Source organism: Psychrobacter sp. SC65A.3 (genome assembly GCF_025642195.1).
In the GTDB taxonomy this organism is placed as follows: domain Bacteria; phylum Pseudomonadota; class Gammaproteobacteria; order Pseudomonadales; family Moraxellaceae; genus Psychrobacter; species Psychrobacter cryohalolentis.
In genome coordinates this window covers 2,523,535-2,548,559 of the sequence record NZ_CP106752.1, presented here as the reverse complement: position 1 = coordinate 2,548,559, position 25,025 = coordinate 2,523,535, and the positions used below count along the sequence as shown (strand labels likewise).

The window sequence follows — 25,025 nt, the reverse complement described above, 5'->3', positions numbered from 1 at the left end:
CTCTTTTATATTGAGTGAACTATAGCTGAGGTAATAATCATGCGTAACGAAGCGTTAATCGGTTATTTATTACATCAGCGCCCTTATCAAGAAAAGCGCGCCTTATATTATTTATTTTCTCAGCAGCATGGGGTGATACATGGTATTGGTAAAAAGGGCGCGCCACTATTTATGCCTTTACAACTCTTTGCTACTGGCAAACGTGATCTTAAAACATTCAGTCAAATCAATATAGTCTCTTTTAGTTCAGTCCATACACAAGCTGTCCAAGATGACGATGCTGCAAATGTAGATATACGACATCAAGAAAGCATTACAGGTCAGCATCAATATGCAGCCTTGTATTTGAACGAGATATTGTGGCGATTGTTGCCTACTGAAGATCCTATGCCCATATTATGGCAGCATTATCAAAATAGCCTAGATGCGCTCAAAAAACCCCTAACCGCTGACGAGCTACGTCTGTGCTTGCGCCAGTTTGAGAGCTATCTATTTGATGAGTTGGGATTTTCACTGACGTTACATCAAGACAGCCTTGAAAACCCTATTGAGCCTGAACAGGTTTACCGATTCTTACCCGATATGGGCTTAGTGCCGACTTTGCATACAGAAGATGGCGAAGGTATGGTTGGTCATGCGGTTTTTAAAGGGAATGATATTTTGATAATGGTAGAGCAAGGGTTGTCCGTTAGTACGCTGAACGCATGGTCGCGTTTACATCGGCAGTTGATTGATCATATGCTTGATTATCAACCGCTACAAAGTCGTCTGCTTTGGCAGCAGCAACAGCGTTATCAACTATAAAGCGTATTTAACAATAGAATATGTTCACAACTACTTATCATTAATAAGCTATTTTTAGTAAATGATCTAACTATTAATAAAAGGATTTTTTATGACGGATACAGCGCAGATTTTGCCGACTACTACATTAGAGCAAAATCCACAAAATACTTCAAAAAAACCACTCTTAGGTGTCAACGTTGACCATGTGGCAACCTTACGTCAAGCACGCGGTGTGGGATATCCAAGCCCACTAGCTGCAGCACTTTTGTGTGAGAAAGCAGGTGCTGACGGTATCACTATTCATTTACGTGAAGATCGCCGTCATATTCAAGATGCCGATGTATATGAGATGGCAGGGCAGCTGACTACGAGAATGAATCTAGAGATGGCAGCAACGACTGAGATGCTAGACATAGCCTGTCAAGTCAAACCATATTGGGTATGCCTAGTGCCGGAAAAACGTGCTGAACTGACTACAGAAGGGGGGCTTGATGTGGCAGGGCAGCTAGCTTCATTGACAGATTATGTCAGTAAGTTACAAGCAGCAGGTATCAAAGTCTCTTTGTTTATTGATCCAGAAGATAAGCAGATCGAGGCAGCAGTTAATTGTAGCGCGGACGCAATAGAATTACACACAGGTTCTTACGCTGAGGCTGGTCTGGCAGGTAACATAGATAGGGTAAATGTAGAGCTTGAACGTATTAAAAATGCAGTGGTTACCGCTAAACGAGTTGATAGTAAGCTGTTGGTCAATGCTGGTCACGGTTTAACACGTGATAATGTTCATGCGATTGCCCAAATTGACGGTATATATGAGCTAAATATTGGCCATGCTTTGATAGCGGATGCGCTATTTGTGGGGATAGAGCAGGCGGTTATTATGATGAAAACAGCGATGCACCGATAGCTACGACAGTTTATTCTTAGCTTATATTGCTATTTCATTATGTACCACATCCGGTCGGATGGTTTTCGTTAGGTTTGTAGGTAATACCGCCTGTCTGATTAAAAGAGATTTGGTACATGGTGTGATTATAGGTTGAGGTTGGACAGTATTTAATATGTCCGAAATGCCCACGAGGACTGCCACTATCGCCCCAAAATTTAGTGTAGTGACGGTTATCACCGACCCGTAAATACAAAGTACTGTATTTGGGGTTCAGCGCTTGGTCTTCTAACAAATCATCAATACCAACATCAAAATTGTTATTATTATTTTTATCCGAGAATAATAATAACTTTTGAAAGCTGTCTCTATGGCAAAGACCACCCCCATTAGATAAGCAAACCAGTAAATCTTGTCTTCTAATATGACTCTCAGCTTTTGCTAAAGTCAAGGTAGTGTCTATTTGGCTTGCAATACGTCTGGCTTCCATACTTGCCAACTGAGTCAAAATATAAGGTGTGGCAATCATTAATATAATAGCTAAGATACCAATGGTTACGATTAATTCTACTAAATTAAACCCATGCTCATTATGCCGTCTAAAACCCTTCGAGCATATTGAAAGTATTCTATAGGATATAGCCATAATGGACTGCTACCTGTATGAAAGGGATAGCTAAGATGGTTTTAAATGTTCATTGTATTTTTAAATCTATTGTTCGTGTCATCATTTGTTTTATCAAGTTGCATTACTAATATAGTGAATAGCAAAAAAAGCTATTAAACGGAATAAGTGGAATATTGTTTGTTTCTACAATCGTAAATATAAACCAAATATATGTCTACTGTCAAAGAATGTTTCAATTCGTGAATAGATGCTTTTAATAATAGAGAAAATTAACTACTTGTATTAAAATGAGTTGCAACAATAGGTAGGAATCGTTTCATCATCTATTGCGACCTAACATACAAAAGATAAAGAGTGTAAAGTGTGTTAGCTCTCAGTAAGTTAAGCGGGCTAATGTGTTTTAGTTATGACATTATCGTGTAATAATGTGTAGCTGGTTTACGAAAAAAGTTGTAAACTGAATTGATAATCGCTAAGCTACGTCTTAATTGGTTTTGCTTTGTAATTTTAAGTTCGTAAATGATGTTTGTTTTTGAGCAATAGTTTTGCTTAATGCACTACTAAAATTATCCTTTGGAGGAAGTTTCATGAAATTAAATAAAATTGCTTTGGCTTTGTTTGCCATCACAGCAGCCCCACTAGCAGCTAACGCTGGCGTAACTATCAGCCCATTACTACTTGGTTATCATTACAGCGAAGGTGCTGACGACGAGCAAGCTGAAATCATGGGTGATGGTAATGGAAATGGCTTCTATCAAGAGAACGGTCTATATACTGGTGCTGCACTAGGTATTGAACTTACTCCTTCTACTCAGTTCCAAGTAGAATATGGTGTATCAAATACTGATGCCGTTCGTCAAGATGGAAATACTGACTTTGATGCAGAACAAGAAACTATCTCTGGTAACTTCTTGATCGGTACTGAGCAATTCACTGGTTATACTGATAGTGCATTAAAGCCATATGTATTAGTTGGTGCTGGTCGCTCTAAGATTGAAGTTGAAGATGCTGCTGGTAACTTCGTTACTGGTTCTAAAGATACTATCGGTAACCTAGGTCTAGGTGCTATGTATCGTATTAACGACGCTTTAAGCCTACGTGGTGAAGCTCGTGCGATTCATAACTTTGATAACAACTGGTGGGAAGGCATGGCTTTGGCCGGTCTAGAAGTAGTACTAGGTGGTCACTTAGCACCAGCAGTAGCTGTTCCACCGATGCAAGAGCCTAACGTTCAGACTCCACCAATCGTTGTTGTTGAATCTGATCTTGATTCAGACGGCGATGGCGTGCCTGATAGCATCGATGCATGCCCAGGTACTCCAATGAATGTGGTTGTAGATGAGCGCGGTTGCCCAGTACCAGTAGATATTACTGATGAATTGAAAATGGAACTACGTGTATTCTTTGATAACGATAAATCAGCTATCAAAACTCAGTACAAACCTGAAATCGCTAAAGTAGCAGAGAAGATGCGCGAGTATCCTAACTCTACCGCTCGTGTTGAAGGTCATGCTTCTAAAACTGGTCCATCAGCACGTTATAACCAACGTCTGTCTGAAGCCCGTGCTGTTGCTGTGAAATCTATGTTGACTAACGAATTTGGTATTGCTCCAAACCGTCTATCAACCGTTGGTTATGGTTATGATCAACCAATCGCTGACAACAACACTGAAGAAGGTCGTGCTATGAACCGTCGTGTTTATGCCATCATCACTGGTGACAAAACAATGACTGTTGAACAAACTAAAGATATGGTTGTTCAATAAGTACTAGCTACTAGTTATGTAATAAGCTAATTAGTTACAAAAAAAGTCATCCAATGGGTGGCTTTTTTTTATTTATGTATCGAGAAAAGTAAGTTATTACATAAATTTATGATTTAATAATGCTATACTAGCCACCCAAACACTTTGTAAACTGACAAAGTGTACATTAGCATAGCTATCTGTACGATGGATTCATCACCATAAGTCTATGTTTTACTTCTATTAATTATTTAGCTGTACCTATTGTATGGTTACTTAATCATAGCGTAATACTACTTATCTGGTTAATGGCAAAAGTTTATCCAGCGGTGCTTACTGCTACTGCATTTTTTAAGACGAAACGAGCATTTTATATGGCGAACGATATCAAACACCTGCGTAACATTGCAATTATTGCCCACGTTGATCACGGTAAAACAACTTTGGTTGATAAGCTATTACATCAGTCTGGTACTTTTGGCGACCGTGCAAATATTGCTGAGCGTGCAATGGATTCAGGTGATATTGAGCAAGAACGTGGTATTACTATTTTGGCGAAAAATACAGCCATTCGTTGGACAGATAACACTGACGGTACTGAATATCGTATTAATATTGTGGATACCCCTGGTCACGCCGATTTCGGTGGTGAAGTTGAACGTGTCATGTCTATGGTTGACTGCGTACTTCTAGTGGTTGATGCTGTTGATGGTCCAATGCCACAAACTCGTTTCGTAACGCAAAAAGCGTTCGAGCAAGGTCTAAAGCCTATTGTTGTTATCAACAAAATTGACCGTCCTGGTTCACGTCCTGATTGGGTAATGGATCAAATATTTGATTTGTTCGATAACCTTGGTGCGACTGATGAGCAGCTTGATTTCCCAGTGGTATATGCCTCAGCATTGAATGGTATTGCAGGTTTAGAAGCTGATGATTTAGCTGATGACATGACGCCACTGTTCAAAACTATCGTTGATGTTGTACAGGCTCCACAGGTTGATGCAGATGCACCATTCCGTATGCAAATCTCAAGTCTTGACTACAATAGTTTCGTTGGTGTTATCGGTATTGGTCGTATCCAGCGTGGTAAAGTAAAAACCAATACACAAGTAACTGTCATTGATAAAAATGGCAATACCCGTAATGGCCGTATTTTGAAAATTATGGGCTATCATGGTCTTGACCGTATTGATGTTGAAGATGCACAAGCTGGTGACATCGTTTGTATTACTGGTATTGATTCGCTTAATATCTCAGATACGATTTGTGATCCTAGTGCTGTCGAAGCATTACCAGCATTAACGGTTGATGAACCTACCGTTTCTATGAACTTCCAAGTAAATAACTCACCTTTTGCTGGTCGTGATGGTAAGTTTGTGACCTCACGTAATATTCGCGAGCGTCTTGAGCGTGAATTGATTCATAACGTAGCATTACGTGTCGAAGATACAGAATCTCCTGATAAATTTAAAGTATCAGGTCGTGGTGAGCTGCATTTATCTGTATTGATCGAAAACATGCGCCGTGAAGGTTTCGAGATGGGCGTTTCGGGTCCAGAAGTTATCGTCAAAGAAGTTGATGGTAAGCTACAAGAGCCGTATGAAAACGTTGTCTTCGATATCGAAGATGCGCATCAAGGCCCTATCATGGAGCAGGTTGGCTTGCGTAAAGGCGAGATGACCAATATGGAGCTTGATGGTAAAGGTCGTATGCGTATCGAAGCGACAATGCCTGCCCGTGGTTTGATTGGTTTCCGCTCTGAGTTCTTAACCCTGACTTCAGGTACAGGTATCATGACTTCAAGCTTTTCACATTATGGTCCACAGAAAGTTGGTGAGGTTGGTGCTCGCTCAAACGGTGTCTTGGTTTCTATGGCGAAAGGTGTTTGCTTAGGTTTTGCTTTATTTAACCTACAAAAACGCGGTAAATTATTTGCTGAGCCACAGCTTGAAGTTTACGAAGGTATGATTATTGGTCTTAACTCACGTAATGATGACATGGCAGTGAACCCGACGACTGGTAAGCAGTTAACCAACGTACGTGCTAGTGGTACTGATGAAGCATTGACACTGACTCCAGCGGTTAAGTTTACGCTTGAGCAAGCACTTGAATTCATCCAAGATGATGAATTGGTAGAAGTAACGCCAAAAGCGATACGTATTCGTAAACGCTACTTGACTGAAAGTGAGCGTAAACGTTATGGTCGTAAGAAAGGTGCGTAATATTGAACAATAAATAGTGGTTATCCATTATTTGGTTCCGCATTAAAGATATCTAGTGAGCAGCATAGAATAGTGATATATCAACTATTCCATGCTGCTTTTTTTTGTGTTGCATTTTACATAGAATAAAAAGACAATAGTTGGATATCACTTACTAAAAAAACGAGTAATATTACGGTTATTATTAAAATCCCAAGTTGGATGCATCATTTACACGCTTATCTTATGGTCAATAAGATTTTTGAGGAGATAAATCATGAGTATGGTATCTGAGTTTAAAGAATTTGCTTTAAAAGGTAATGTGATGGATCTGGCCGTCGGTGTGATCATCGGTGGAGCATTTGCTACGATCACAACGTCTTTAGTAGAGGACGTAATCATGCCCATTGTTGCTTTTATCGTCGGCGGCGAAATTAATTTTAGGAATATGTTTTTGATACTGGGTGATGCGCCAGAAGGTGTGGCACGAACCAATGATGCCCTCAAAGCTGCTGGCATTCCTGTATTGGCTTATGGTAGTTTCATTACCGTACTGATTAACTTTCTAATCTTGGCGTTTATTATTTTTATGATGGTAAAAATGGTCAATAGATTGCGCCGTGCAGATGAGGTAGAAGAAGCGATAGAAGAAGCAATAGAAGAGCCATCAGAAGAAGTGCAATTGCTTCGTGAAATTAGCGCCAAGCTTGGCAATATTAATAAGTAAACACATTTTACTGACCTTCAGATTAAAAAATAAAAAAGGCTAACGTCATGTTAGCCTCTTTTTATTGGATTTCTTATAATTACTTAATGGTAGTTATGTTTAGGGTCTAACGACAACATAGTCATTGGTATTAATAATAATTTCTGATGGTTGATCAACGACGATACGCACAACGTTATTATCAACGATTTGCGATTTGTAATAGTTGTCTTCAGCAACCGTACAGCCTAAGCAGCGACTCATTGCATTCCATGGTTCAACAAAGAGCTTCTGCTGTGCTTGGTCAGCATTACCGCCAATCAAAGAGAAGGGCAAACTGACGATGTAAGCGGCTGTACCTGCGACAGCTGCTATCAACTGTAATGGCTTGCCGACAACGGTATCTACAGCCATAGTCTCATAAGAGGGACCAAAATCTGTTTCATCAATTTCTATCGCTGCCAAAGCAGGTTGCATACTTGCAAAAGCTAAGCTGGCACTTATCAATACAGTTAATAGCTTATACTTTGCGGTGCATTTGGTGTTAGCTTGAGCAGTCATAATGATATCCTAAAACTCATAAATAGAATGATAAATGGCTGTTGCTATTTCTCCACAGAAATAGAGATATCGCGGCAACGAGAAATAGCCTATATATTACAGGTAAATAAATGATTTGCATTATTTATGTAAGTGCAAGCACTATTAAAGCAATATGTGGATCAATAAGCAACAAAAATGCGCAGCATATAAGGATATGTTTATTAATTGCTCTATTTTAATGACCAGTAGTTAAAGAGCAGCGAACTGGTCTATTTAAGTGAATATTGGATAAAAAATTAATATTGGAAAATTCAGATCTAATTAATTGGCTGACAAACAGGGCAGTAGACACTGGCACGTCCATTGAGCTTGATATTCTCTAAAACTGAATCACAGTGTGGACAAGTTTCACCTTGTCTACCATAGACGTTCAAAGTTTGTTGGAAATAGCCTGTTTGACCATCAGCAACCGTAAAGTCACGTAGTGTTGAACCACCTAGCTTGATAGCTTTCTGTAAAATCGTTTTGATATGGGCGACTAAAATTACTATTTGGTCATATGATACCTTATTCGCTGGAGTAGCAGGATGGATGCCCGAGAGGTACAAGCTTTCAGTGGCATAAATATTACCAACGCCGACCACAGCTTGCTGCTCCATAATGACTGACTTGATGGCTCGTTTGATAGACTGTTTTTTAATCGATTTGCTGTTTTGAGTCTGGATGGATGGTTCGCTACGTTGGATGAGATAATACAAATAGTCTGCCGTAAAATCATCTGATAGTGGCTCGGGTCCTAAATGGTTTAGTAGTTTATCCCCGTAATCCTCAAGCCATAAGATAGAGCCAAAGCGTCTGGGGTCATAATAATGTAGCTGAGTTTGACTATCGTCAGCGCCGATAAAACTCATAACCAAATGGTCATGTTTGCGCTTATCGCTTGCATGACTGTGTTGTTGCAAGCTACCTGACATACCAAGATGAACCAGAAGCTGTCTCGGCTGTAAATTCCTAGGTTGAACAGAAGATGAAATGCCATCATCAACTAACGGTATAAAATTGAGGATTAAATACTTTGCCCGTCGCTCAACGCTGTCCAATGTATAATCAATCAAATCTGCTAAATTATCAGGCATCGACCAACGCAGCTTGGGTTGAAAGACTTGTACGTTGGTGACTTTTTGTCCTAATAAAGGCGTCAGACTGGTTTTTGTCGTTTCTACTTCTGGTAACTCAGGCATAGTATTTTATAAAATCTCTATTAAGAATTAAAGGTATTATCAGGCAACAGCGCGGCGAGCATGTAAGATACCGTGCTGCTGTTCAAGCTTAGCAAGTAACTTGGATAAATGTGCCAGCCCCGACACTTCAATATGAAACTTTAAAAAGGCAATATTATCATCATTGCTCAGGGTTTGAACTTGACGAATATTGACGTTTTCTTTATCAATAATTTGGGTTAAATCGCGTAATAAACCACGCCTATCATAGGCTTCTATATGAATATCAACTGGCTGATAGCGACCAGATTTAATTTTCCAAGCTGCCTTGATTTCGCGTTCAGGATCACGTTCAATCAGGCGCAGATATTCAGGGCAACCGCGATTGTGGACACTGACACCACGCGATAAAGTAATGTAGCCCGCGATAGGCTCACCGTGCACAGGGTGACAGCAGCCTGCCAAACCAACTTCGATATTATCCAAGCCATCGATTTGGATTTTGTAAGCATCAAGCTTACCTGAATCTCTTTTATCGATAATAGGGGCAAAATCTTCTTCAGATCTTTCAGGCTCTAGATGCAGCTGACGAGAGATATGACTGGTAAGCTGATTTAGACCAATTTCACCCGTCACCAAACCAACCACAATATCGTCGGTATTGTTGACATTAAAATGTTGCGTATAATCGTTTAAATCGATGCTGTTCGGATGTACCGATAGACGTTCAAGCTCTTTACTGAGCATCTGACGCCCGATTTCGATATTCTTATCGCGATCTTGTTTGTTAAACCATTGACGCAGTTTTGAGCGGGCACGATTGGTATGAATATAGCCTAGTGAAGCCACTAGCCAGTCGCGATTGGGCTCACGTGAAGATTTGGTAATAATCTCAACTTGCTCGCCGGTTTTGAGCTGATAAGTTAGTGGTACATAACGCTGATTGACACGCGCTGCTTGGGCGCGGTTACCGACCTGCGTATGAACATAATAGGCAAAATCCAGCACAGTCGCGCCTTTTGGCAACTCCGTAATATCGCCATCACGACTAAATATGTAAATACGTTCGAGTTCATCAAAATCAACCAATTGCTCTTCGTCATCATATTCAACTTCCTCTAATTCATCACCGGTTGATAAAGATGAGCGCGGCTGATTATTGATAGACAGCAGTTGACGTAAAGAACTGATTCGCTGATTAAGGTAATTGTCCTTTTTATTTTTGAGCCCTTCTTTGTAGTTGACATGGGCACACATGCCAAGCTCAGCTTCAAAGTGCATCTCTTGAGTACGAATCTGTACTTCAAGCGATTTGTTTTCAGCGATGACCGCAGTATGGAGTGAGCGATAACCGTTAGATTTTGGATTAGTAATATAATCGTCAAATTGCTCAGGAATATAACGCCATAACCCGTGTACCAATCCTAGCACGTGGTAACAGTCTGAAGGAGTGGTCACCAATACTCGCAGCGCACGGATATCGTACAGCTGATCAAAAGACAATCCTTTAAGCTTCATTTTTCGATAAATAGAATAAATGTGCTTTACGCGTCCTGAAACTTCGCCTTCAATACCAGATTCTGCTAAAGACTCGTTCAGTCTATCTTGTACACGCTGGATATAAGACTCACGCTCGCTACGCTTTTCTGATAATAGTTTGGCAATTTCTTTATAACGATCAGGGGCAAGGTAGCGAAAGGCTAAATCTTCAAGCTCCCATTTCAGCTGGGCAATACCCAAACGATGTGCCAATGGCGCATAAATAGTCATGACTTCACGCGCCACGCGAGCTTGCCGAATTTCATTGGAAAAGGTCAGCTCGCGCATAGCAAAAGTGCGTTCAGCAAGCTTAATCAGCACTACTCGAACATCGTTGGTGACTGAGATCAGCATGCTATAAATATTTGATAATTGATCCCGCTGATTATTTACGAAGTGATCTTCTAAGCGCTTATTGCTTTCGATAATCTCAGACAGTTGTCCCATCGCCAAGGTATCTTTAACCAAGGTTGAGATATCGGTGCCAAACTTTTTTTCGATTTCTCTAAGACTAATAATCGATTTGCGCGCACTGCGATAGAGCATGGCAGCAACAAGGGCATCTTCATCTTGATAAAGGTAAGTTAAGATATCAGTCATGCCGATACCAGTCACGTAGGCACCCGAACGCTCCGATTCACTGGTATTCATGTGATTACGGACGAATGCACAGGCAGCGCTAAGATTGGGTACTGAATCTTGCCCAATACGCTTGGCAACATTATCAAGCCAAGTAGGTACATCAATATTGATTTGATTTAAATCTAACGCTTCAAGCTCTTGCTGTGAAAACGCCTCGGATTCATCAAGGATTTTATCCCTTAAATAGTCATTTTCAAGATTTGAGTCATGACTGTAGTAGGCGTAATTAACAGAGCGATCAAAGGTAGTATGGAGTTTATGAGTGGCAAGTTGATACTTGATATCTAGTGGGATTTGAGCATAGCTATTGGCAGACTGGTGCGAGCGTTGACTCGCGACCAGTTGCGCTGCCAAAGTTGCACTGTCGGCTTGCGTGGTTTGTCCATCTACCAGCGGTAATCCTTCACGAATTTTTACCATTGCCCACTCCTCTTAGCTATTTTGACTTGATAATAACGCCATCTACAATGCTAGAGCTAAACATGAGCTTGCTATCGATAAATGGTCAGTTATAAATCAATACAGCCGCTAAAAAATCCATTTTTTAGCAGCTATAAAATCAATTATAGGGATCTTGCATAGAATTATGAGCGCTTAGACTCACTATGTTTTATAAATAATAAAAACAGTGACTATTATTATCGCATGTTGCGATGACAAATCAAGCAAGGCTCTGTAATGATAGCGTTAGCCGCATATGCGAGTAACGCAGATATCATTCTTAAATTGCAGCTATTAACGCCTCTAAAAATCATAGGTTAATACTACACTCTGCCATTACATACGGTTTAAGCAGATACTTTTTCAAAGCGCGCGATGGATTCAACGTGACCAGTATGACAAAACATATCCATGACGCCAGCGTGAGTCAAACGATAACCTTGTTCGAGCAATGCTTTGGTATCGCGAGCAAGTGTAGCAGGGTTACAGGAGACATAGACAATCCGCTCGGCGTTAAACTTAGGCAAATATTGCATAATCTCCCACGCGCCAGAACGCGGTGGATCGATAAGCAGCGCATCAAACCCTTGGTTAGCCCACGGTTTGTCTGTACAGTCATGCGTCAAATCTTGGCTATAAAACTCAGTATTATTAATGCCATTACGGCGCGCGTTATCAGCGGCGCGTGCAGTCATAGCTTCACTGCCTTCAACACCAACGACCGAGCCGGTTTCACCAACCAAGCGCGCGAGAGGCAAGCTAAAATTGCCTAAACCGCTAAATAAATCTAGAACGCGTTCACCTGCTTTTAAATCAAGCAAGTCACAAGCAAGCTTGGTCATTTGACGGTTTACCGACAGATTAACTTGGGTAAAATCGGTGGGAATAAATTCAAACGTCAAATCATACTCTGGTAATTGATAATACAAACGTCCAAACTGCTCGCTTAAATCATCTGTATCCCTCAAGGCAATACGTTGGATACTATCCGCACCCTTTGATTGTAGATACAGTTGCCAATTACGTGCTGCAAAAAATACTTTTAGCTTATCTATATCGTCATCTGATAACGGTTCAAGATTACGCACAATTAGCGCAACTGGCTGATCGCCATCAGGCAGCTCTGGTAAATGCTCGCCCATTGCCAACTCAAGCTGAGCAATCTTGTCACGACTCTCTAAAGTGCTAATAAGAGTTTTTAAGTTTTCAATCTCAAAGCCAATACGCGGATCTAAGATATGACACTCATTTAACTCTGCTAAGAAATTACTAGAACGCTCGCGAAAGCCGACCAGAGCCGTTTCTTTTTTGACCACATAACGTACGCCCAGTCGGGCTTTGGTACGATAGCCCAGGCGATCACCGACTACCGGCTCAAGCCAGTGATCAGGTGCCACATTGGCTTGATGGACCAACATCTCAGCAAGGACAGATTGCTTAAATGTAATTTGTGCATCTGGCTGCCAATGCTGCAAATTACAGCCACCGCAAACACCAAAATGCGGGCAGGGTGGTACCACGCGCTCAGGGTTTGGATTGGCAGTGATGCTCACCGCATCACCCTCTTCAAAGCTCGTGCGACTATTGGTAATCTTGACCAACGCACTTTCACCTGGCAGGGCAAAGCTGACAAAGATTTTTTTGCCATGCTTGTCAGTGATATGACCGTCAGCTTCACCAAATCCATTACCATATACGGCAACGCCGCGACCATCATGCGATAAGCCATCGATAGTAAAGGGGAGTGGCTCAGCATCTTTTAGACGACGACGCGTCTTTGATGATGGCTTAGATTTTTTCTTATTAGGCGGAATCGTAATCGTTTGCGTCTCATTTGCCTGTTCGGTTACATCTACGTTGGTAAGCGTCTTTGAATCGGTGGGTTGCATAAACCTGCCTATAAAATGAAGGTGTTAAAAATAATAGCAATTTTAACATATAAAGCGACTAAGGTATTAGGCGCTCACAAAGTAAAAAAGCGGTGATTATAAAACTATAATCACCGCTTACATGTATTGTCCATCAATATATCAACTGGCTAAAATTGCTAGCTGATAAGCCAGTCATTCAAAAATGCCTGATGACGTGGCGTGCCATCTACTTGGGTAAATTTTGTTAGATAATCACGGCTTTGCTGCTGCCAAATGGCAAAATCTGGCAAAGATAGCTGACCGGTCAAACGCAGCCAGCGCAGATATATCAGCCAAGTATTCATCACATCAGACTCGCAATATATTGACAGCGTTTGCCAGTCATTATTGCTGACAAGCTCGCCAACCATACTGCCATCAACATCTGTCTTACCGGGCAAGCCATATAGGCTAGCAACGACATCCATAGCCTCGCGGCGGCTGGCACCGTATTGGCTAAACCGATCCATCAAATCAATATGGCGCGTATGAAAGCGATTGACATAATTATCAAAACGCATGTTTTTGATACGCTCGCCTTCTTCAAATAACCAAGGCGCTGCCAAGTCATATTGCATGGCACGATAAATAAGTACAGGAATATCAAAACCTGAACCATTCCAGCTGATCAGTTTAGGCAGTTTTGCAATATCACTAAAGGCGCGAAAAAACTTGGCAAGAATTTCTTCTTCGCTAAATTTGTCTGCAGTAAGGGAAAATAATGAAAAAGTACCATCTTTAATGTATAGGGCAGAGATACAGACAATGCGCTGTAATGGCAAACGCATAAAATCATGCCCGGCTTCTTGTATACGAATGGAAGTTAACGCACTGAGTGTATCTGCATCGTTGAGCTTAGCCAATTGCGGATAGATACGGCGGGCAGCATCGGTATCTGCAACCGTTTCAATATCAAAGACCAAAATAGGGTCAGACGAAAAAGCTTGTGACATAGAGGTTTCTACCTGATTATTGTCTTACTACACTGCATTAAACGCACTGACCGCATCAACGACATTGTCAGCGATTTATAAATTATCTTAGTTTACATTATCTAAGCTATCATCAACATTATATAAGCCGGTCGATAAATAACGATCACCGCGATCGCAGACAATAAAGGCAATGACGGCATCAGGATTTGCTTTAGCAACTTGTGTGGCTGCCCATGCTGCTGCACCTGATGAGACGCCCGCAAAAATCCCTTCGGTTTTAGCAAGCTTACGCATATAAACCTCAGCGACGCGCTGATCGATATCCATAATCTCATCGACTAATTCGGCATCAAAAATCCCTGGCATATAAGCGGCAGGCCAGCGGCGGATACCAGCGATAGCTGCATCCTCATCAGGCTGTAAACCGATGATTTGTATATCAGGGTTTTGCTCTTTTAAATATTGTGCCACGCCGGTAATGGTGCCTGTGGTACCCATAGAGCTGATAAAATGGGTAATTTTACCGTCTGTTTGCGCCCACAGCTCAGGACCTGTAGTCAGATAATGCGCCTGTTTATTATCAGGGTTATTAAACTGATCTAAGACAATACCTTTACCGTCCGTTTGCATTTGTAATGCCATGTCGCGCGCGGCTTCTATCCCTTCTTCTACCTCAATCAGCGTCGCACCATAAGCCGTCATGGCATCTTTACGTTCTTGGGTTGAGTTGCTTGGCATAAACAAGGTAATCGGATAGCCACGCATCGCCGCTACCATGGCTAATGCAATACCAGTATTGCCACTGGTTGCCTCAACCAACATGTCACCTGGCTTAATATCACCGCGTAGCTCCGCTTGATAAATCATATTAAAAGCAGGGCGGTCTTTGACAGAACCAGCAGGGTTATTACCTTCAAGCTTGGCTAGCATGATAGCACCATTGTCAATCTGCTCTTGTTCAGGTAAGCGCTGCAATTTGACTAACGGCGTTTGACCGACGCAATCAGCAAGGTCAGTAATTTGAGTAATAAAATTGGCGTTTGACTGAGCTGTAGCGGACATAAAGTATCCTTAATAGTATCTATTTTTAAAGTAGTTTAACGCTATAGTAAAGTGCTATATATTCGGCAATACTTTGAGGTAACGGCAGCGTTTTTATTATTTGATAAGATTATGGTATTAAAGTGTTGAATAACCATGTTTTTATAAATGCGTCAATAATAAGTCAATACATCGTGACTGTCAGGTATTTATTATGGAAAATAAAAATTTGCGACATTGTATCATCTTGTTTTTGATGGCGCTTAACGCAGATAGCTTTATCGATGATTGTCTAACAGCGGCTAATGGAATCCTGTTAAGATAATCATAAGATATATAGTCGTTAATAGATGATACCTAAGCGGTCAGTAAAAGCATTGTAAAATGCCAGTAACAAAAACAGTAGTGGAGATGGTGCCCAGTATGGCTCACAAAAAACGTTTTGATACCAGTAGTGCTTATGGTCAGCTGGTCATATTGGTATTTTTGCCCATCTGTTTACTCGCAGCAGTGGGCGGTATCTTGGTGTTTTATGAAACCATGCGTGCCAGTAATTCAGAGCAAGCAGTGTTGGCTGAGGCGGTACTTATCCGCTATTCACCTACGATTGCAGAGATAATACCTGAGCTACTAGAGCAAGATGCTGCCAAGATACAGACTTCAGAAAATAATAATAAAAATGCTAATGACAATAATAATAAAGTCTCGCAAGCTGCGATTGCAAAGTTAGAAGGCATCCAAGATAAACTCAGGCGTATGCGGGCAGAGCAACATGTTCAGCGTATCGCTATTGTCAATCAGAGCAACGACATACTCGCTACAGTTGGCTATGGTACGGAAGAGGCGTGGCCTGCAATCGATCCATCAGAGCGTTTTTTAGCGCAAAAATCCACTCCTATCGGTACCGCATACGGCAGTATATTAGGTGAATTTGAGGGTCAAACACTGTGGTTATTAGTCGATATGGATAGTGAGCCGCTTTATATTGCGCGCTATCGTATCGCTATGGCATTGGTGATTACCGGTTTGTTTACGTTATTAATTCTACTACTAAGTTTAAACATTTATTCAAAACGTTGGATTGCGCCGATTTATGAGCTGCGGCTGCAATTACAACGTACTCACGTCGATAATCTTTATCAGCCTATCCCCGTTGAGTCGAATGGTGAACTAAATCTATTACAACAAGACTTGGTGAGAACATTACGCCGTTTGTATGTCAGTTTCCAAGAGCTGAAAGAACATGCGGAGCAGACCGAAGATGATTTGCGTCTTGCTTTTGATGAAATGGAGATGCAAAACATCTCTATTCGTAATGCGCGTGATGCGGCAATCTCAACCAGCCAAGCCAAATCAGCGTTTTTAGCCAATATCAGTCATGAGCTGCGTACGCCGCTCAATAGTATTGATGGTTTTATTAATTTGCTCGCGCGTCACGGTGAGCTCAATCCTGAGCAAGACTTGTATGTACAAACCATCCGTAAATCGTCCGCCCACTTATTGGCGTTAGTCAATGATGTGCTTGATTTCTCTAAAATCGAAGCGGGCAAGTTGGTACTAGACCGCCATGAGTTTGATCTTTATGACACTATCTATGATGTGGTCGATATGCTGTCGCCGGTGTCTGCAGAAAAAGGTCTGCGCATGGCGGTACTGTTTTACAACGATGTGCCAATGCGTATCAATGGTGATGCGCTGCGCCTCAAACAAGTACTAACCAATATCGTTGGTAATGCGATTAAATTTACTGATAGCGGTGACGTGGTGGTGCGCGTCAGTTTAGATGACTATCAAGACAATTATTTGATGATTAGCGTGCAAGACAGTGGTAAAGGCATCTCGCTGTCTGATCAAAAAATGCTCTTTCAAAGCTTTAGTCAAGGAGACCCATCCATCACGCGTCAGTATGGTGGCACAGGATTGGGTCTGGTCATCTCTAAACAATTAACACGGCTGATGGGCGGCGATATTGGTTTTTATGACAATATGCAAGAGAATATTTCCAATCAAGGCGCGACGTTTTGGTTTCGTATGCCAGCCCATGTTGATGTGGTAGAGGCAGCGACAGGAGAAACCATTGAGCTACCTGTATTGGCACCATTGGCAAGTGCGACTGATGAATTTAACGTTCTTATTTGGATTAATCATACCGCGTCTATACAAGTACTGAAAGCTAGTCTGCATCATTTGCCTATTAAGCTAACCCAAGCCAATTCTTTGCCAGGTTTGCTTGAATCGTTAAAAGAGCGTGGTAATTATTGGGACTGGGTCATCGTTGATGATGATACCCAAGACGATATGATGGCGCTGCTTAAGCAAATCCGTTTACATTATCAAGGTAAACTGGCCGTCTTTGGTTATCAAGTTGCCGCTGATCAAGCACTACTCAATCGTTACCATGCCAATATCTTGTATGAGCCATTAGACAAGAGACAGTTGTATGCCATGCTAGATACACAAAAGCGTAGTGTACCTACTGGTATTGCAGAACCACGTTGGAAAGGCGTTACCGTATTGGCAGTTGACGATCATTTGCCAAACTTACTGGTGCTTGATGCGCTGCTGAGCGAGCTTGGTATTCATGTTATTACGGCCAGTAACGGATTTGATGCGATAGAGCTAATCAGTAAACAACAAGCGAAAAATATCAAAGCTACTAAAACTGAAAAACAAAGCCTGTCGAAAAAAACTCAAATCTCAAAAGCGGTCACGCGAGATGATGTCAGTAAATCAGCGGTTAGCACGTTACATATCGAAGACGTAACGATAGAAGAAAAGGGTAACGCACAACCTAAAGATAGGATCGATCTTATCTTTATGGATATTCAAATGCCACGTATGTCAGGGCATGAGGCGGCGCGACAAATCCGTAAGATTGAAGCAGCAGATAGTCATATTCCCATTATTGCACTGACTGCACATGGGCTGGCAGACGAGCGGGATAAATTAGTCGCTAGTGGTATCAATGATTATGTCGGTAAGCCTATTAGCCAGCCGCAGCTGCTACAAGTATTACAAAAATGGCTTGGGCGTAATGCGTCGTCATCACCATTAACGGCAGAAAATAATGAGTATCCACAAGGTCTTGGCATAGCAGGTGACTTACAAGTATTAGACTCAAAAACCATTGACGCTCAAAATTCTGATGTACCAAATATGATGCTGCAACCTTCCTCATCTGCGCCTAAAAATGCAGCGCCGCCTACCTATCAAATGATTCGAAGCGAGCAGGTTCAGAGTTATAAACCTACCAAGATGAGCAATGAGAAAAGAGTGAAGCGACCTCTGTCACTGAAAAAAATCCGTGATGACTACCTGCGTGACAGTCAACCACGTGAAGACTATCGACGTGAAGACTATCGACGTGAAAATCTGCGCGAAACGCAGCCACGCTATGAAAATTTGCGTTTTCAAGAACAAGGGCAAGCAGCATTTGGCACGCGTTCTATTCAAACGCTCGATGATAATAAAGATGAACTATCAGTCAGTACTGTGTATTTGCAAAACGACAATAACTTAAATGCCTCTGTATTTAATACCTTGGATATTCTAGATTGGCAAGATGCATTGACGCGATCAGCCAATAAGCCAGATCTTGCTGCCAAGCTAATCATTATGATGCTTGATACCATTAATGAGGAAAAACAAGCATTGACGCAAGCATGGGAGACACACAATCGCAGTATGCTCGCGCAAATCGCTCATCGTATATTGGGCGGCAGTCGTTATACGGGCGTGCCACAATTGCGGCAAGCCAGCCAAGATTTAGAAGATAAGTGTTTACTAAATATCCAGCATACCACGCCTGCACAGTTTGCAATGTTAGCGCCTTATTATGAGGCTTTATTAACCGCTTTGAATAATTTGCAAACGCTGGATTTGTCTGCTTATCCGCAGCTTAATTACCATCGTCTAAGTGAGAACGATATGACTTGGAAAATGATTTAAGGAGAAGTTTTATGATGCTAAGAGCTAACGATATCGTGGCAGTCAGTTATTGATAAGGTAGGAGATAGGCAAGGCTGTTAATATCACTCTATATATAAGCTATTATTTCAATTATTAAGGATGATTATGCACACTATCGCCACCTACCAATATGAAACACTGCAAGTTAGCGCGACTGATGATATTTTAACCGTGACAATCAATCGACCTGAGAAAAAAAACGCCATGAGCTTCAAAGTGGTCGAAGAGTTGATAGCAGTGGCAGCACGCATTGGTAAAGACAAAACAATACGTGCGGTAATTTTAAATGGCGCTGAAGGCACCTTCTGCGCAGGGATTGACTTGGGCGACTTAAACCACCCAAAAAACCAAGCTTTTGCGCTATGGGAGCTGATCAAACCTTGGCAAAGCTCATTTCAGCGCGTGTGCTTGGTGTGGCGCGATGTCCCAGTACCTGTCATTGCCGTACTTGAAGGATATTGTATCGGTGCAGGCTTACAGCTGGCGCTGGCATGTGATATTCGTATCAGCCATCCTGATTGTAAATTGGCTATTATGGAAGCTAAATGGGGACTAGTACCAGATATGGGCTTGACGCAATCTGGTTTTGGCGTGGTACGAGCTGATATCCTAAAAGAGCTGGCAATGACAGCCCGTATCGTTAGTGCAGAGCAGGGCAAAGAGCTAGGATTGGTCAGTCATTGCAGTGAGACGCCACTTGAGCAAGCGCAGCAACTTGCTGCTGAATTTGCTGAACGGTCACCAGATGCCGTGCTGGCAAGTAAACGCGTTATCAATGCCATGTTTGAACAATCTGCAACTACTTTATATATAGAAAAAGTCTGGCAATTAAAGATGATGTTCGGGCGCAATCGTAAACTTGCCCTTAGAAAAGCGAAGCAAGCCAGTACTGTATTTGGCAAGCGCCAGTTCCGTTAATACAGTTTAGATAGCTTATTGTTTTAAATGACTTCATCTTATTTCAAACGAACCATTGTTTTATTGATTAAAGTTTGTTTTATTAACGTGATACCTCTATTGAAATATAGGCAGACAGTGCGATATAAGACTGTCTGCTTGCGTAGCGGTTCGTCGATAAAAATAAAATAACAATCACTAGATCAAATGGTTTAACTATGTCTGCTCCAAAATCCCCCCTTCCTAATAAACCGCTTGCTGCTGACCGCGTGCGCTCTGCCGATTTACCTGTCGCATGGATTATGATGCTGGGTCTTATCGTTGCGGTAGGACCTTTATCTATTGATATGTATCTGCCAGCGTTACCATCGATGGCGGATGACTTTGGTGTGTCGACTGCCTTTATGGCAAACTCCGTACCTGCTTACTTTGTCGGATTGGTATTTGGTCAATTGTTTTATGGTCCCTTTAGTGACCGCGTTGGTCGCGTCAAGCCTTTATATATAGGCATGGTCTTATATGTGATTGCCTCTATTATTTGTGCAACCACCAACAATGAATACGTATTGTTCGCTGGTCGTACCTTGCAAGCGCTCGGTGCTTGCGTAGGGGCAGTGGTTACCCGTGCTGCGATTCGAGACCGTCTAACCGCTAAGCAAACGGCAAAAGCGTTTTCTATCATGATTTTGGTAATGGGTTTAGCGCCAATACTAGCACCATCACTTGGCGCAGTATTTTTGCAGTATTTTAGCTGGCATTCTATCTTTTGGTTTTTGGCGGCTTTTGGCACGTTAAATTTATTACTGACCAAATTTTTCTTTTTTGAGACCCTTAGCGAAGAAAACCGCACTGTGCGTCCTGCCAAAGAGATACTCAGTCAATATTGGGATTTGCTTAGAGATCCAACCTTTAACTATCCGGCGATTGGCGGCGGGTTATTGATGGGCGCAATGTTCGTTTATATCAGCTCGGCCTCTGAACTTATCATGGATACCTATGGTATGTCAGCCACACATTTTGGCTGGCTCTTTGGTATGAATGCCGCAGGCTTTGTGGCATTGACGCAGCTTAACCAATGGCTGACCAATCGCTTCCGTATTTTGAGTATTTTACGTTTTGGTGCGATGATGCAGGTTATCTCAGCGGGGGCTCTATTTATCCTCGGTATCGTATTTGGGACCGATGCTTGGTTGCCATTGGTCTTAGTCTGTATTTTCTTTTGTATCTCAGGTTTAGGTTTGACACAGCCCAACGCTTCAGCGATTGCGCTTGCTTTTCAAAAGCGCCGTGCTGGTATGGCCAGTGCGCTACAAGGCTCGCTTATGTTCTCAGTAGGTATCTTTGGTGGATTGTTATTAAACTTATTCCCCGTCAATCCAGTACTGAAAATCGGTATCGCGATGTTTGCACTGATGAGTCTTGGTTGCTATTTAATTTGGCAGATAGACCGTAATTTGGATTTAGATAATGCAGATTAATTAACTGACAAATTCTATTTATTAATATTCATCAGTAAAAAAGTATTCAGTACGTATTCATCGTCTGAGTGCTTTTTTTTATGCTTTTTTTATGCATTGTTAATAATATCTATTTTTGGTACAAGCCTCAGTACGCTTAGCTTGATAGGTAAAAATCTTGAACCTGATTTATATATTGTATATACATTTATGGCTATATATAAACAATTGTTTGCCTTGATAAAACAAAGTGATTGCAATGGCTGAGTTGCTCAATTATTATCTAAGGTAATTTTCTGTAATTAAGTGTTTTTTATACCTTTCTTAAACTTACAGAATTGTTTTTAAAATTGATTTTTTGAATAAAATTGAGGCTTAAGGATAAGAGATGAAACTATTATATCGAGCATTACCGATTATATTGAGTGTAGGCTTATTTGGGTGTGGAAATTCTTCTACCCAAGACAACGCTAATGCAGCTGGCGCAACAGTAACGGAACATAAAGACAATTTTGTCAGTAAACTTCCTGCTACAGCACCGACATTAAAGGTGGCAATGACTGGTGATTTACCGCCTTTCTCATTTCAAGATGATTATGGCAACATGCAAGGCACTGATGTCGATTCGATTAGAGCCATTGGGGAAGAGCAAGGCTTTAAAGTCGAATTCTACAAAGAGTCATGGCAGGATATGTTCGATAGTGTGGAATCGGGAAAGCGTGATTTAGCTATTTCTGGTATTTCTTATAAAGATGATCGTGCAATTAGATATGGTCTATCAACGCCTTACTTTTTCAATCCAGCTACTATTATGTATTTGGAAGGAAAGTTTGATATCAAAGATTTAAACGATATCAAAGGTCTAAAAACAGGTACTTTAGAGGGTTCTAAAGAAGAAGACACTCTAAAAGAGATGGGTAGCTCGGTTGAATTGGTTTCAAGATCTACTGCATTTTTGGCTTATCAGGACTTAGTTCAAGGTAATACTGATGTGTTCTTATATGATATGCCAGTTTTGCAATACATTATAAAAGGTTATCCAGAACATAAAGTTAAGATTGTCCCTTATGAAGCAGCAGATGCGCCTTCAGCACAGCAAGTCGTTTTGATGGCAAAAGAAAATACTAAGCTGATCAAGAGTGTAAATGAAGGCATTACCAAGTTAAAAGCAAAAGGCACATTTAAAGAGATTGAAGAGAAATGGCTGGGTGCGACTGAGCCTGCGACCAAAAGTACTTCAAATAATCAGCAATCGAGCTAAGGGACTATAAAGATGGCAACCACACACAATGTCGATAATAAGCGCTATCGCAGTCTGATTATTTCGATTGCACTATTTTTATCTTTGATTGGCGCCTTGCTAGCGTTTACTTTTTATACCTCAAGCTTGCTTGAAAGAAATACAGTTTTAATTGATAAAACCAACCAAGTTGCTAATAGCGCCCAAGCGGTAATTAAAGACTTATTTGACTTGGACAGCAGTTACGGTGAAGACACCAACTCGCCGCATATACAACGAGTATTAGAACGTTTGGAGCACAATACAGCGCTTATTACTAGCTCTATCACTGCTATTGAACAGGGTGGTGAAATTACCGATGTCGATGGTAAAAGCTATGACTTACCGAAGATTAATAATAACTCTCAAACCAAAGTCGCTGCGGCGAATGAGCAGTGGTTACTTTTAGAGCCTAAGATTCAGACTTACCTTAAAGACGCTGACAACATCATGGTCGATTCATCTGATGAATTGATTCAAGCGGTTGAACAGGCAAAAACATCGAGTCTACTAATTAACGATTCGTTAGACCAGCTCACCGATGAAGTGTTTATCAACGCTGAACGCCAAGCAAGTACTATCCGACTCATTCAGGTATTGGGTGTTGCAGCTATTTTTGCTTACTTCCTAATTTTCGTCTTTTTCTTTGTACGTCGTCTGCGTGATACCGATGCTGAAGCGTTGGCCGCTCGTCGTGAAACGCAAGAAATTATGGAAACGGTTAATACCGGCCTGTTCTTGTTGGATAAGGATTTGAATATTGGTCAGCAGCATTCTCGCGCACTTAATGGCATTATTGGTGAGGATAGGTTGGCAGGAGAAAACTTTGCCGATGTACTGCGTGGCCGTATCTCAGACAAGGATTTGAGAACCACCCGTCAGTTTATCGAGCAGTTATACAACCCACGTGTCAAAGAAAAGCTGGTTGATTCTTTGAATCCTTTGCATAAAGTCATGCTACACAATGCGTCTGGAGAAGAGAGTACCACCAGTCGCTTCTTAGACTTTAAGTTTTCACGTGTTTATGAAGATAAAGACATTGCCCGTATTTTGGTCAACGTCAATGACGTCTCAGATGCCGTTTATTTAGAGCAGCGTCTAGAGAAAGAACGCTCGCAAAATGACATGCAGATTGAGATGTTGACGACCATCTTAAACGTGAATCCAAAAATTATTAATGAGTTCATTAGTAATACCAAAGCTCACATCGATAAGATGAACAATATCCTGAAAAATCCTGGTAGCTCGCAATTTGAGCTAGAAGGGAAGCTAAAAGCGATTTATCGTGAAATGCATAGCCTAAAAGGTGAGGCATCTGCGCTTAAACTGCATAGCTTTACCAAAATCGCATCAGATGCTGAAGATAAGCTTGATGCGCTGCAAAATCAAGGCAAGCTGTCGGGTAATAACTTCTTACCGCTCGCCGTGCATTTGGATGACTTATTGAGCCTATCGAATACCATTGAAACGCTAGGTGAACGTATCAATCAGGCAGCGCCAAAAGCTAACAATAATGCAAAACCTGTAATGTCAGTAAAGACTGTACCACAACCAAGTGTTGTCCAAGCTCAAGTAGCAGACGTTGCTACCACTAACATAAATGTCGATGGCGGTAATGAAATCGATTTGAGCGATGAGTCAGATGACGAGCATCTATCTTATTACCAAGATTTTGCTAAAGACATTGCTGTTAGACAAGGCAAGAAAATACAGCTTAACGGCCATAATTTAGCACATATAAACATCCCTGAACGTCTCAAACAACCGATCAAAGAAATCAGTATTCAGTTGCTACGTAATGCAGTGGTACATGGTATTGAATCACCTGAAGCGCGTCAGTCAGCGGGCAAGTCTGCCATCGGTAGCATTGATTTAGAGATGCAACGTGACAGTCAAAACTTAATCATCGCACTGCAAGATGACGGTCAAGGTATTGATTATGAGGGCATTCGTCATAAGCTGATTGCTGATGGTCGTTTCACGCAAGAAGAGGCAAGTCAGATGACTCATGGTGATCTGCTCAAAACTTTGTTTGCTTCTGGTTTCTCGACCAAAGAACATGCCGATGAAGATGGCGGTCGTGGTGTGGGCTTAGACGTTATCAAGGCGTTGGTCAAAGAGCACAACGGTAAGCTAAATGTAAATACTGAGCTTGGAAAAATGACCCGTTTTGTCATCACCTTGCCTGCTGCGTAATTAA

At 41.5% G+C, this 25,025-nt stretch carries 17 protein-coding genes; 10 read left to right on the top strand and 7 right to left on the bottom strand.

Annotated features, from left to right (window positions below; translation table 11 throughout):
• The first annotated feature begins 39 nt into the window (after positions 1 to 39).
• Together recO and OEG80_RS10790 are read left to right on the top strand one after the other, a co-directional pair.
• Entirely contained in the window at positions 40 to 804 is a 765-nt protein-coding gene (recO, locus tag OEG80_RS10795) for a DNA repair protein RecO (protein ID WP_263240787.1), read from the top strand.
• Positions 805 to 895: 91 nt separating this feature from the next.
• On the top strand, positions 896 to 1,693 hold the full coding sequence (locus OEG80_RS10790; RefSeq protein ID WP_263240786.1) for a pyridoxine 5'-phosphate synthase: 798 nt from the start codon (positions 896 to 898) through the stop codon (positions 1,691 to 1,693).
• 37 nt (positions 1,694 to 1,730) lie between these two features.
• Here OEG80_RS10790 and OEG80_RS10785 read toward each other — a convergent pair whose 3' ends face one another.
• A complete protein-coding gene (locus OEG80_RS10785; protein WP_263240784.1) occupies positions 1,731 to 2,318 on the bottom strand; it encodes a pilus assembly FimT family protein in 588 nt (195 codons plus the stop codon).
• Positions 2,319 to 2,887: 569 nt separating this feature from the next.
• On the opposite strand from OEG80_RS10785, the gene OEG80_RS10780 reads away from it, so the two are divergent.
• The 3 genes from OEG80_RS10780 to mscL all read left to right on the top strand — a co-directional run bounded on the left by OEG80_RS10780 (position 2,888) and on the right by mscL (position 6,973).
• A complete protein-coding gene (locus OEG80_RS10780) occupies positions 2,888 to 4,066 on the top strand; it encodes an OmpA family protein (RefSeq protein ID WP_263240783.1) in 1,179 nt (392 codons plus the stop codon).
• 353 nt (positions 4,067 to 4,419) lie between these two features.
• Positions 4,420 to 6,267, top strand: a complete 1,848-nt coding sequence (gene typA / locus OEG80_RS10775) for a translational GTPase TypA (RefSeq protein WP_011512742.1) — start codon at positions 4,420 to 4,422, stop codon at positions 6,265 to 6,267.
• Between the two features lie 256 nt (positions 6,268 to 6,523).
• A complete protein-coding gene (gene mscL, locus OEG80_RS10770; protein ID WP_133103758.1) occupies positions 6,524 to 6,973 on the top strand; it encodes a large conductance mechanosensitive channel protein MscL in 450 nt (149 codons plus the stop codon).
• A 99-nt stretch (positions 6,974 to 7,072) separates the two neighbouring features.
• Here the strand turns inward: mscL and OEG80_RS10765 are convergent, their stop codons facing one another.
• From OEG80_RS10765 to cysM, 6 genes are all read right to left on the bottom strand, one after another.
• A complete protein-coding gene (locus OEG80_RS10765; RefSeq protein WP_020442721.1) occupies positions 7,073 to 7,513 on the bottom strand; it encodes a hypothetical protein in 441 nt (146 codons plus the stop codon).
• A 299-nt stretch (positions 7,514 to 7,812) separates the two neighbouring features.
• Positions 7,813 to 8,736, bottom strand: coding sequence for a bifunctional DNA-formamidopyrimidine glycosylase/DNA-(apurinic or apyrimidinic site) lyase (mutM, locus tag OEG80_RS10760; protein ID WP_263240781.1), 924 nt, complete (start codon positions 8,734 to 8,736; stop codon positions 7,813 to 7,815).
• A gap of 39 nt (positions 8,737 to 8,775) precedes the next feature.
• On the bottom strand, positions 8,776 to 11,316 hold the full coding sequence (locus OEG80_RS10755) for a RelA/SpoT family protein (protein ID WP_263240779.1): 2,541 nt from the start codon (positions 11,314 to 11,316) through the stop codon (positions 8,776 to 8,778).
• A gap of 368 nt (positions 11,317 to 11,684) precedes the next feature.
• Entirely contained in the window at positions 11,685 to 13,226 is a 1,542-nt protein-coding gene (rlmD, locus tag OEG80_RS10750; RefSeq protein WP_263240778.1) for a 23S rRNA (uracil(1939)-C(5))-methyltransferase RlmD, read from the bottom strand.
• A 158-nt stretch (positions 13,227 to 13,384) separates the two neighbouring features.
• Positions 13,385 to 14,200, bottom strand: coding sequence for a 3'-5' exonuclease (locus OEG80_RS10745; RefSeq protein WP_263240777.1), 816 nt, complete (start codon positions 14,198 to 14,200; stop codon positions 13,385 to 13,387).
• Between the two features lie 87 nt (positions 14,201 to 14,287).
• Positions 14,288 to 15,244 carry a cysteine synthase CysM gene (gene cysM, locus OEG80_RS10740; protein WP_263240776.1) on the bottom strand — a complete coding sequence of 319 codons (957 nt, stop codon included), beginning with the start codon at positions 15,242 to 15,244 and terminating at the stop codon, positions 14,288 to 14,290.
• 402 nt (positions 15,245 to 15,646) lie between these two features.
• Between cysM and OEG80_RS10735 the strand changes: the two genes are divergently transcribed.
• The 5 genes from OEG80_RS10735 to OEG80_RS10715 all read left to right on the top strand — a co-directional run bounded on the left by OEG80_RS10735 (position 15,647) and on the right by OEG80_RS10715 (position 25,021).
• On the top strand, positions 15,647 to 19,171 hold the full coding sequence (locus OEG80_RS10735; RefSeq protein ID WP_263240775.1) for an ATP-binding protein: 3,525 nt from the start codon (positions 15,647 to 15,649) through the stop codon (positions 19,169 to 19,171).
• A gap of 126 nt (positions 19,172 to 19,297) precedes the next feature.
• Positions 19,298 to 20,110 carry a crotonase/enoyl-CoA hydratase family protein gene (locus OEG80_RS10730; protein ID WP_263240774.1) on the top strand — a complete coding sequence of 271 codons (813 nt, stop codon included), beginning with the start codon at positions 19,298 to 19,300 and terminating at the stop codon, positions 20,108 to 20,110.
• 197 nt (positions 20,111 to 20,307) lie between these two features.
• Positions 20,308 to 21,567, top strand: coding sequence for a multidrug effflux MFS transporter (locus OEG80_RS10725; RefSeq protein WP_020442728.1), 1,260 nt, complete (start codon positions 20,308 to 20,310; stop codon positions 21,565 to 21,567).
• Between the two features lie 367 nt (positions 21,568 to 21,934).
• The gene (locus tag OEG80_RS10720) at positions 21,935 to 22,807 is read left to right on the top strand and encodes a transporter substrate-binding domain-containing protein (protein WP_011512753.1); all 873 of its coding nucleotides are present in this window, start codon (positions 21,935 to 21,937) and stop codon (positions 22,805 to 22,807) included.
• 12 nt (positions 22,808 to 22,819) lie between these two features.
• On the top strand, positions 22,820 to 25,021 hold the full coding sequence (locus OEG80_RS10715; protein ID WP_263240773.1) for an ATP-binding protein: 2,202 nt from the start codon (positions 22,820 to 22,822) through the stop codon (positions 25,019 to 25,021).
• Positions 25,022 to 25,025 lie beyond the last annotated feature (4 nt).

Bases quoted from the DNA above. Each gene is read 5' to 3' on its own strand.
- recO (WP_263240787.1), top strand. From the start codon at position 40: ATGCGTAACGAAGCGTTAATCGGTTATTTATTACATCAGCGCCCTTAT.
- OEG80_RS10790 (WP_263240786.1), top strand. From the start codon at position 896: ATGACGGATACAGCGCAGATTTTGCCGACTACTACATTAGAGCAAAAT.
- OEG80_RS10785 (WP_263240784.1), bottom strand. From the start codon at position 2,318: ATGGCTATATCCTATAGAATACTTTCAATATGCTCGAAGGGTTTTAGA.
- OEG80_RS10780 (WP_263240783.1), top strand. From the start codon at position 2,888: ATGAAATTAAATAAAATTGCTTTGGCTTTGTTTGCCATCACAGCAGCC.
- typA (WP_011512742.1), top strand. From the start codon at position 4,420: ATGGCGAACGATATCAAACACCTGCGTAACATTGCAATTATTGCCCAC.
- mscL (WP_133103758.1), top strand. From the start codon at position 6,524: ATGAGTATGGTATCTGAGTTTAAAGAATTTGCTTTAAAAGGTAATGTG.
- OEG80_RS10765 (WP_020442721.1), bottom strand. From the start codon at position 7,513: ATGACTGCTCAAGCTAACACCAAATGCACCGCAAAGTATAAGCTATTA.
- mutM (WP_263240781.1), bottom strand. From the start codon at position 8,736: ATGCCTGAGTTACCAGAAGTAGAAACGACAAAAACCAGTCTGACGCCT.
- OEG80_RS10755 (WP_263240779.1), bottom strand. From the start codon at position 11,316: ATGGTAAAAATTCGTGAAGGATTACCGCTGGTAGATGGACAAACCACG.
- rlmD (WP_263240778.1), bottom strand. From the start codon at position 13,226: ATGCAACCCACCGATTCAAAGACGCTTACCAACGTAGATGTAACCGAA.
- OEG80_RS10745 (WP_263240777.1), bottom strand. From the start codon at position 14,200: ATGTCACAAGCTTTTTCGTCTGACCCTATTTTGGTCTTTGATATTGAA.
- cysM (WP_263240776.1), bottom strand. From the start codon at position 15,244: ATGTCCGCTACAGCTCAGTCAAACGCCAATTTTATTACTCAAATTACT.
- OEG80_RS10735 (WP_263240775.1), top strand. From the start codon at position 15,647: ATGGCTCACAAAAAACGTTTTGATACCAGTAGTGCTTATGGTCAGCTG.
- OEG80_RS10730 (WP_263240774.1), top strand. From the start codon at position 19,298: ATGCACACTATCGCCACCTACCAATATGAAACACTGCAAGTTAGCGCG.
- OEG80_RS10725 (WP_020442728.1), top strand. From the start codon at position 20,308: ATGTCTGCTCCAAAATCCCCCCTTCCTAATAAACCGCTTGCTGCTGAC.
- OEG80_RS10720 (WP_011512753.1), top strand. From the start codon at position 21,935: ATGAAACTATTATATCGAGCATTACCGATTATATTGAGTGTAGGCTTA.
- OEG80_RS10715 (WP_263240773.1), top strand. From the start codon at position 22,820: ATGGCAACCACACACAATGTCGATAATAAGCGCTATCGCAGTCTGATT.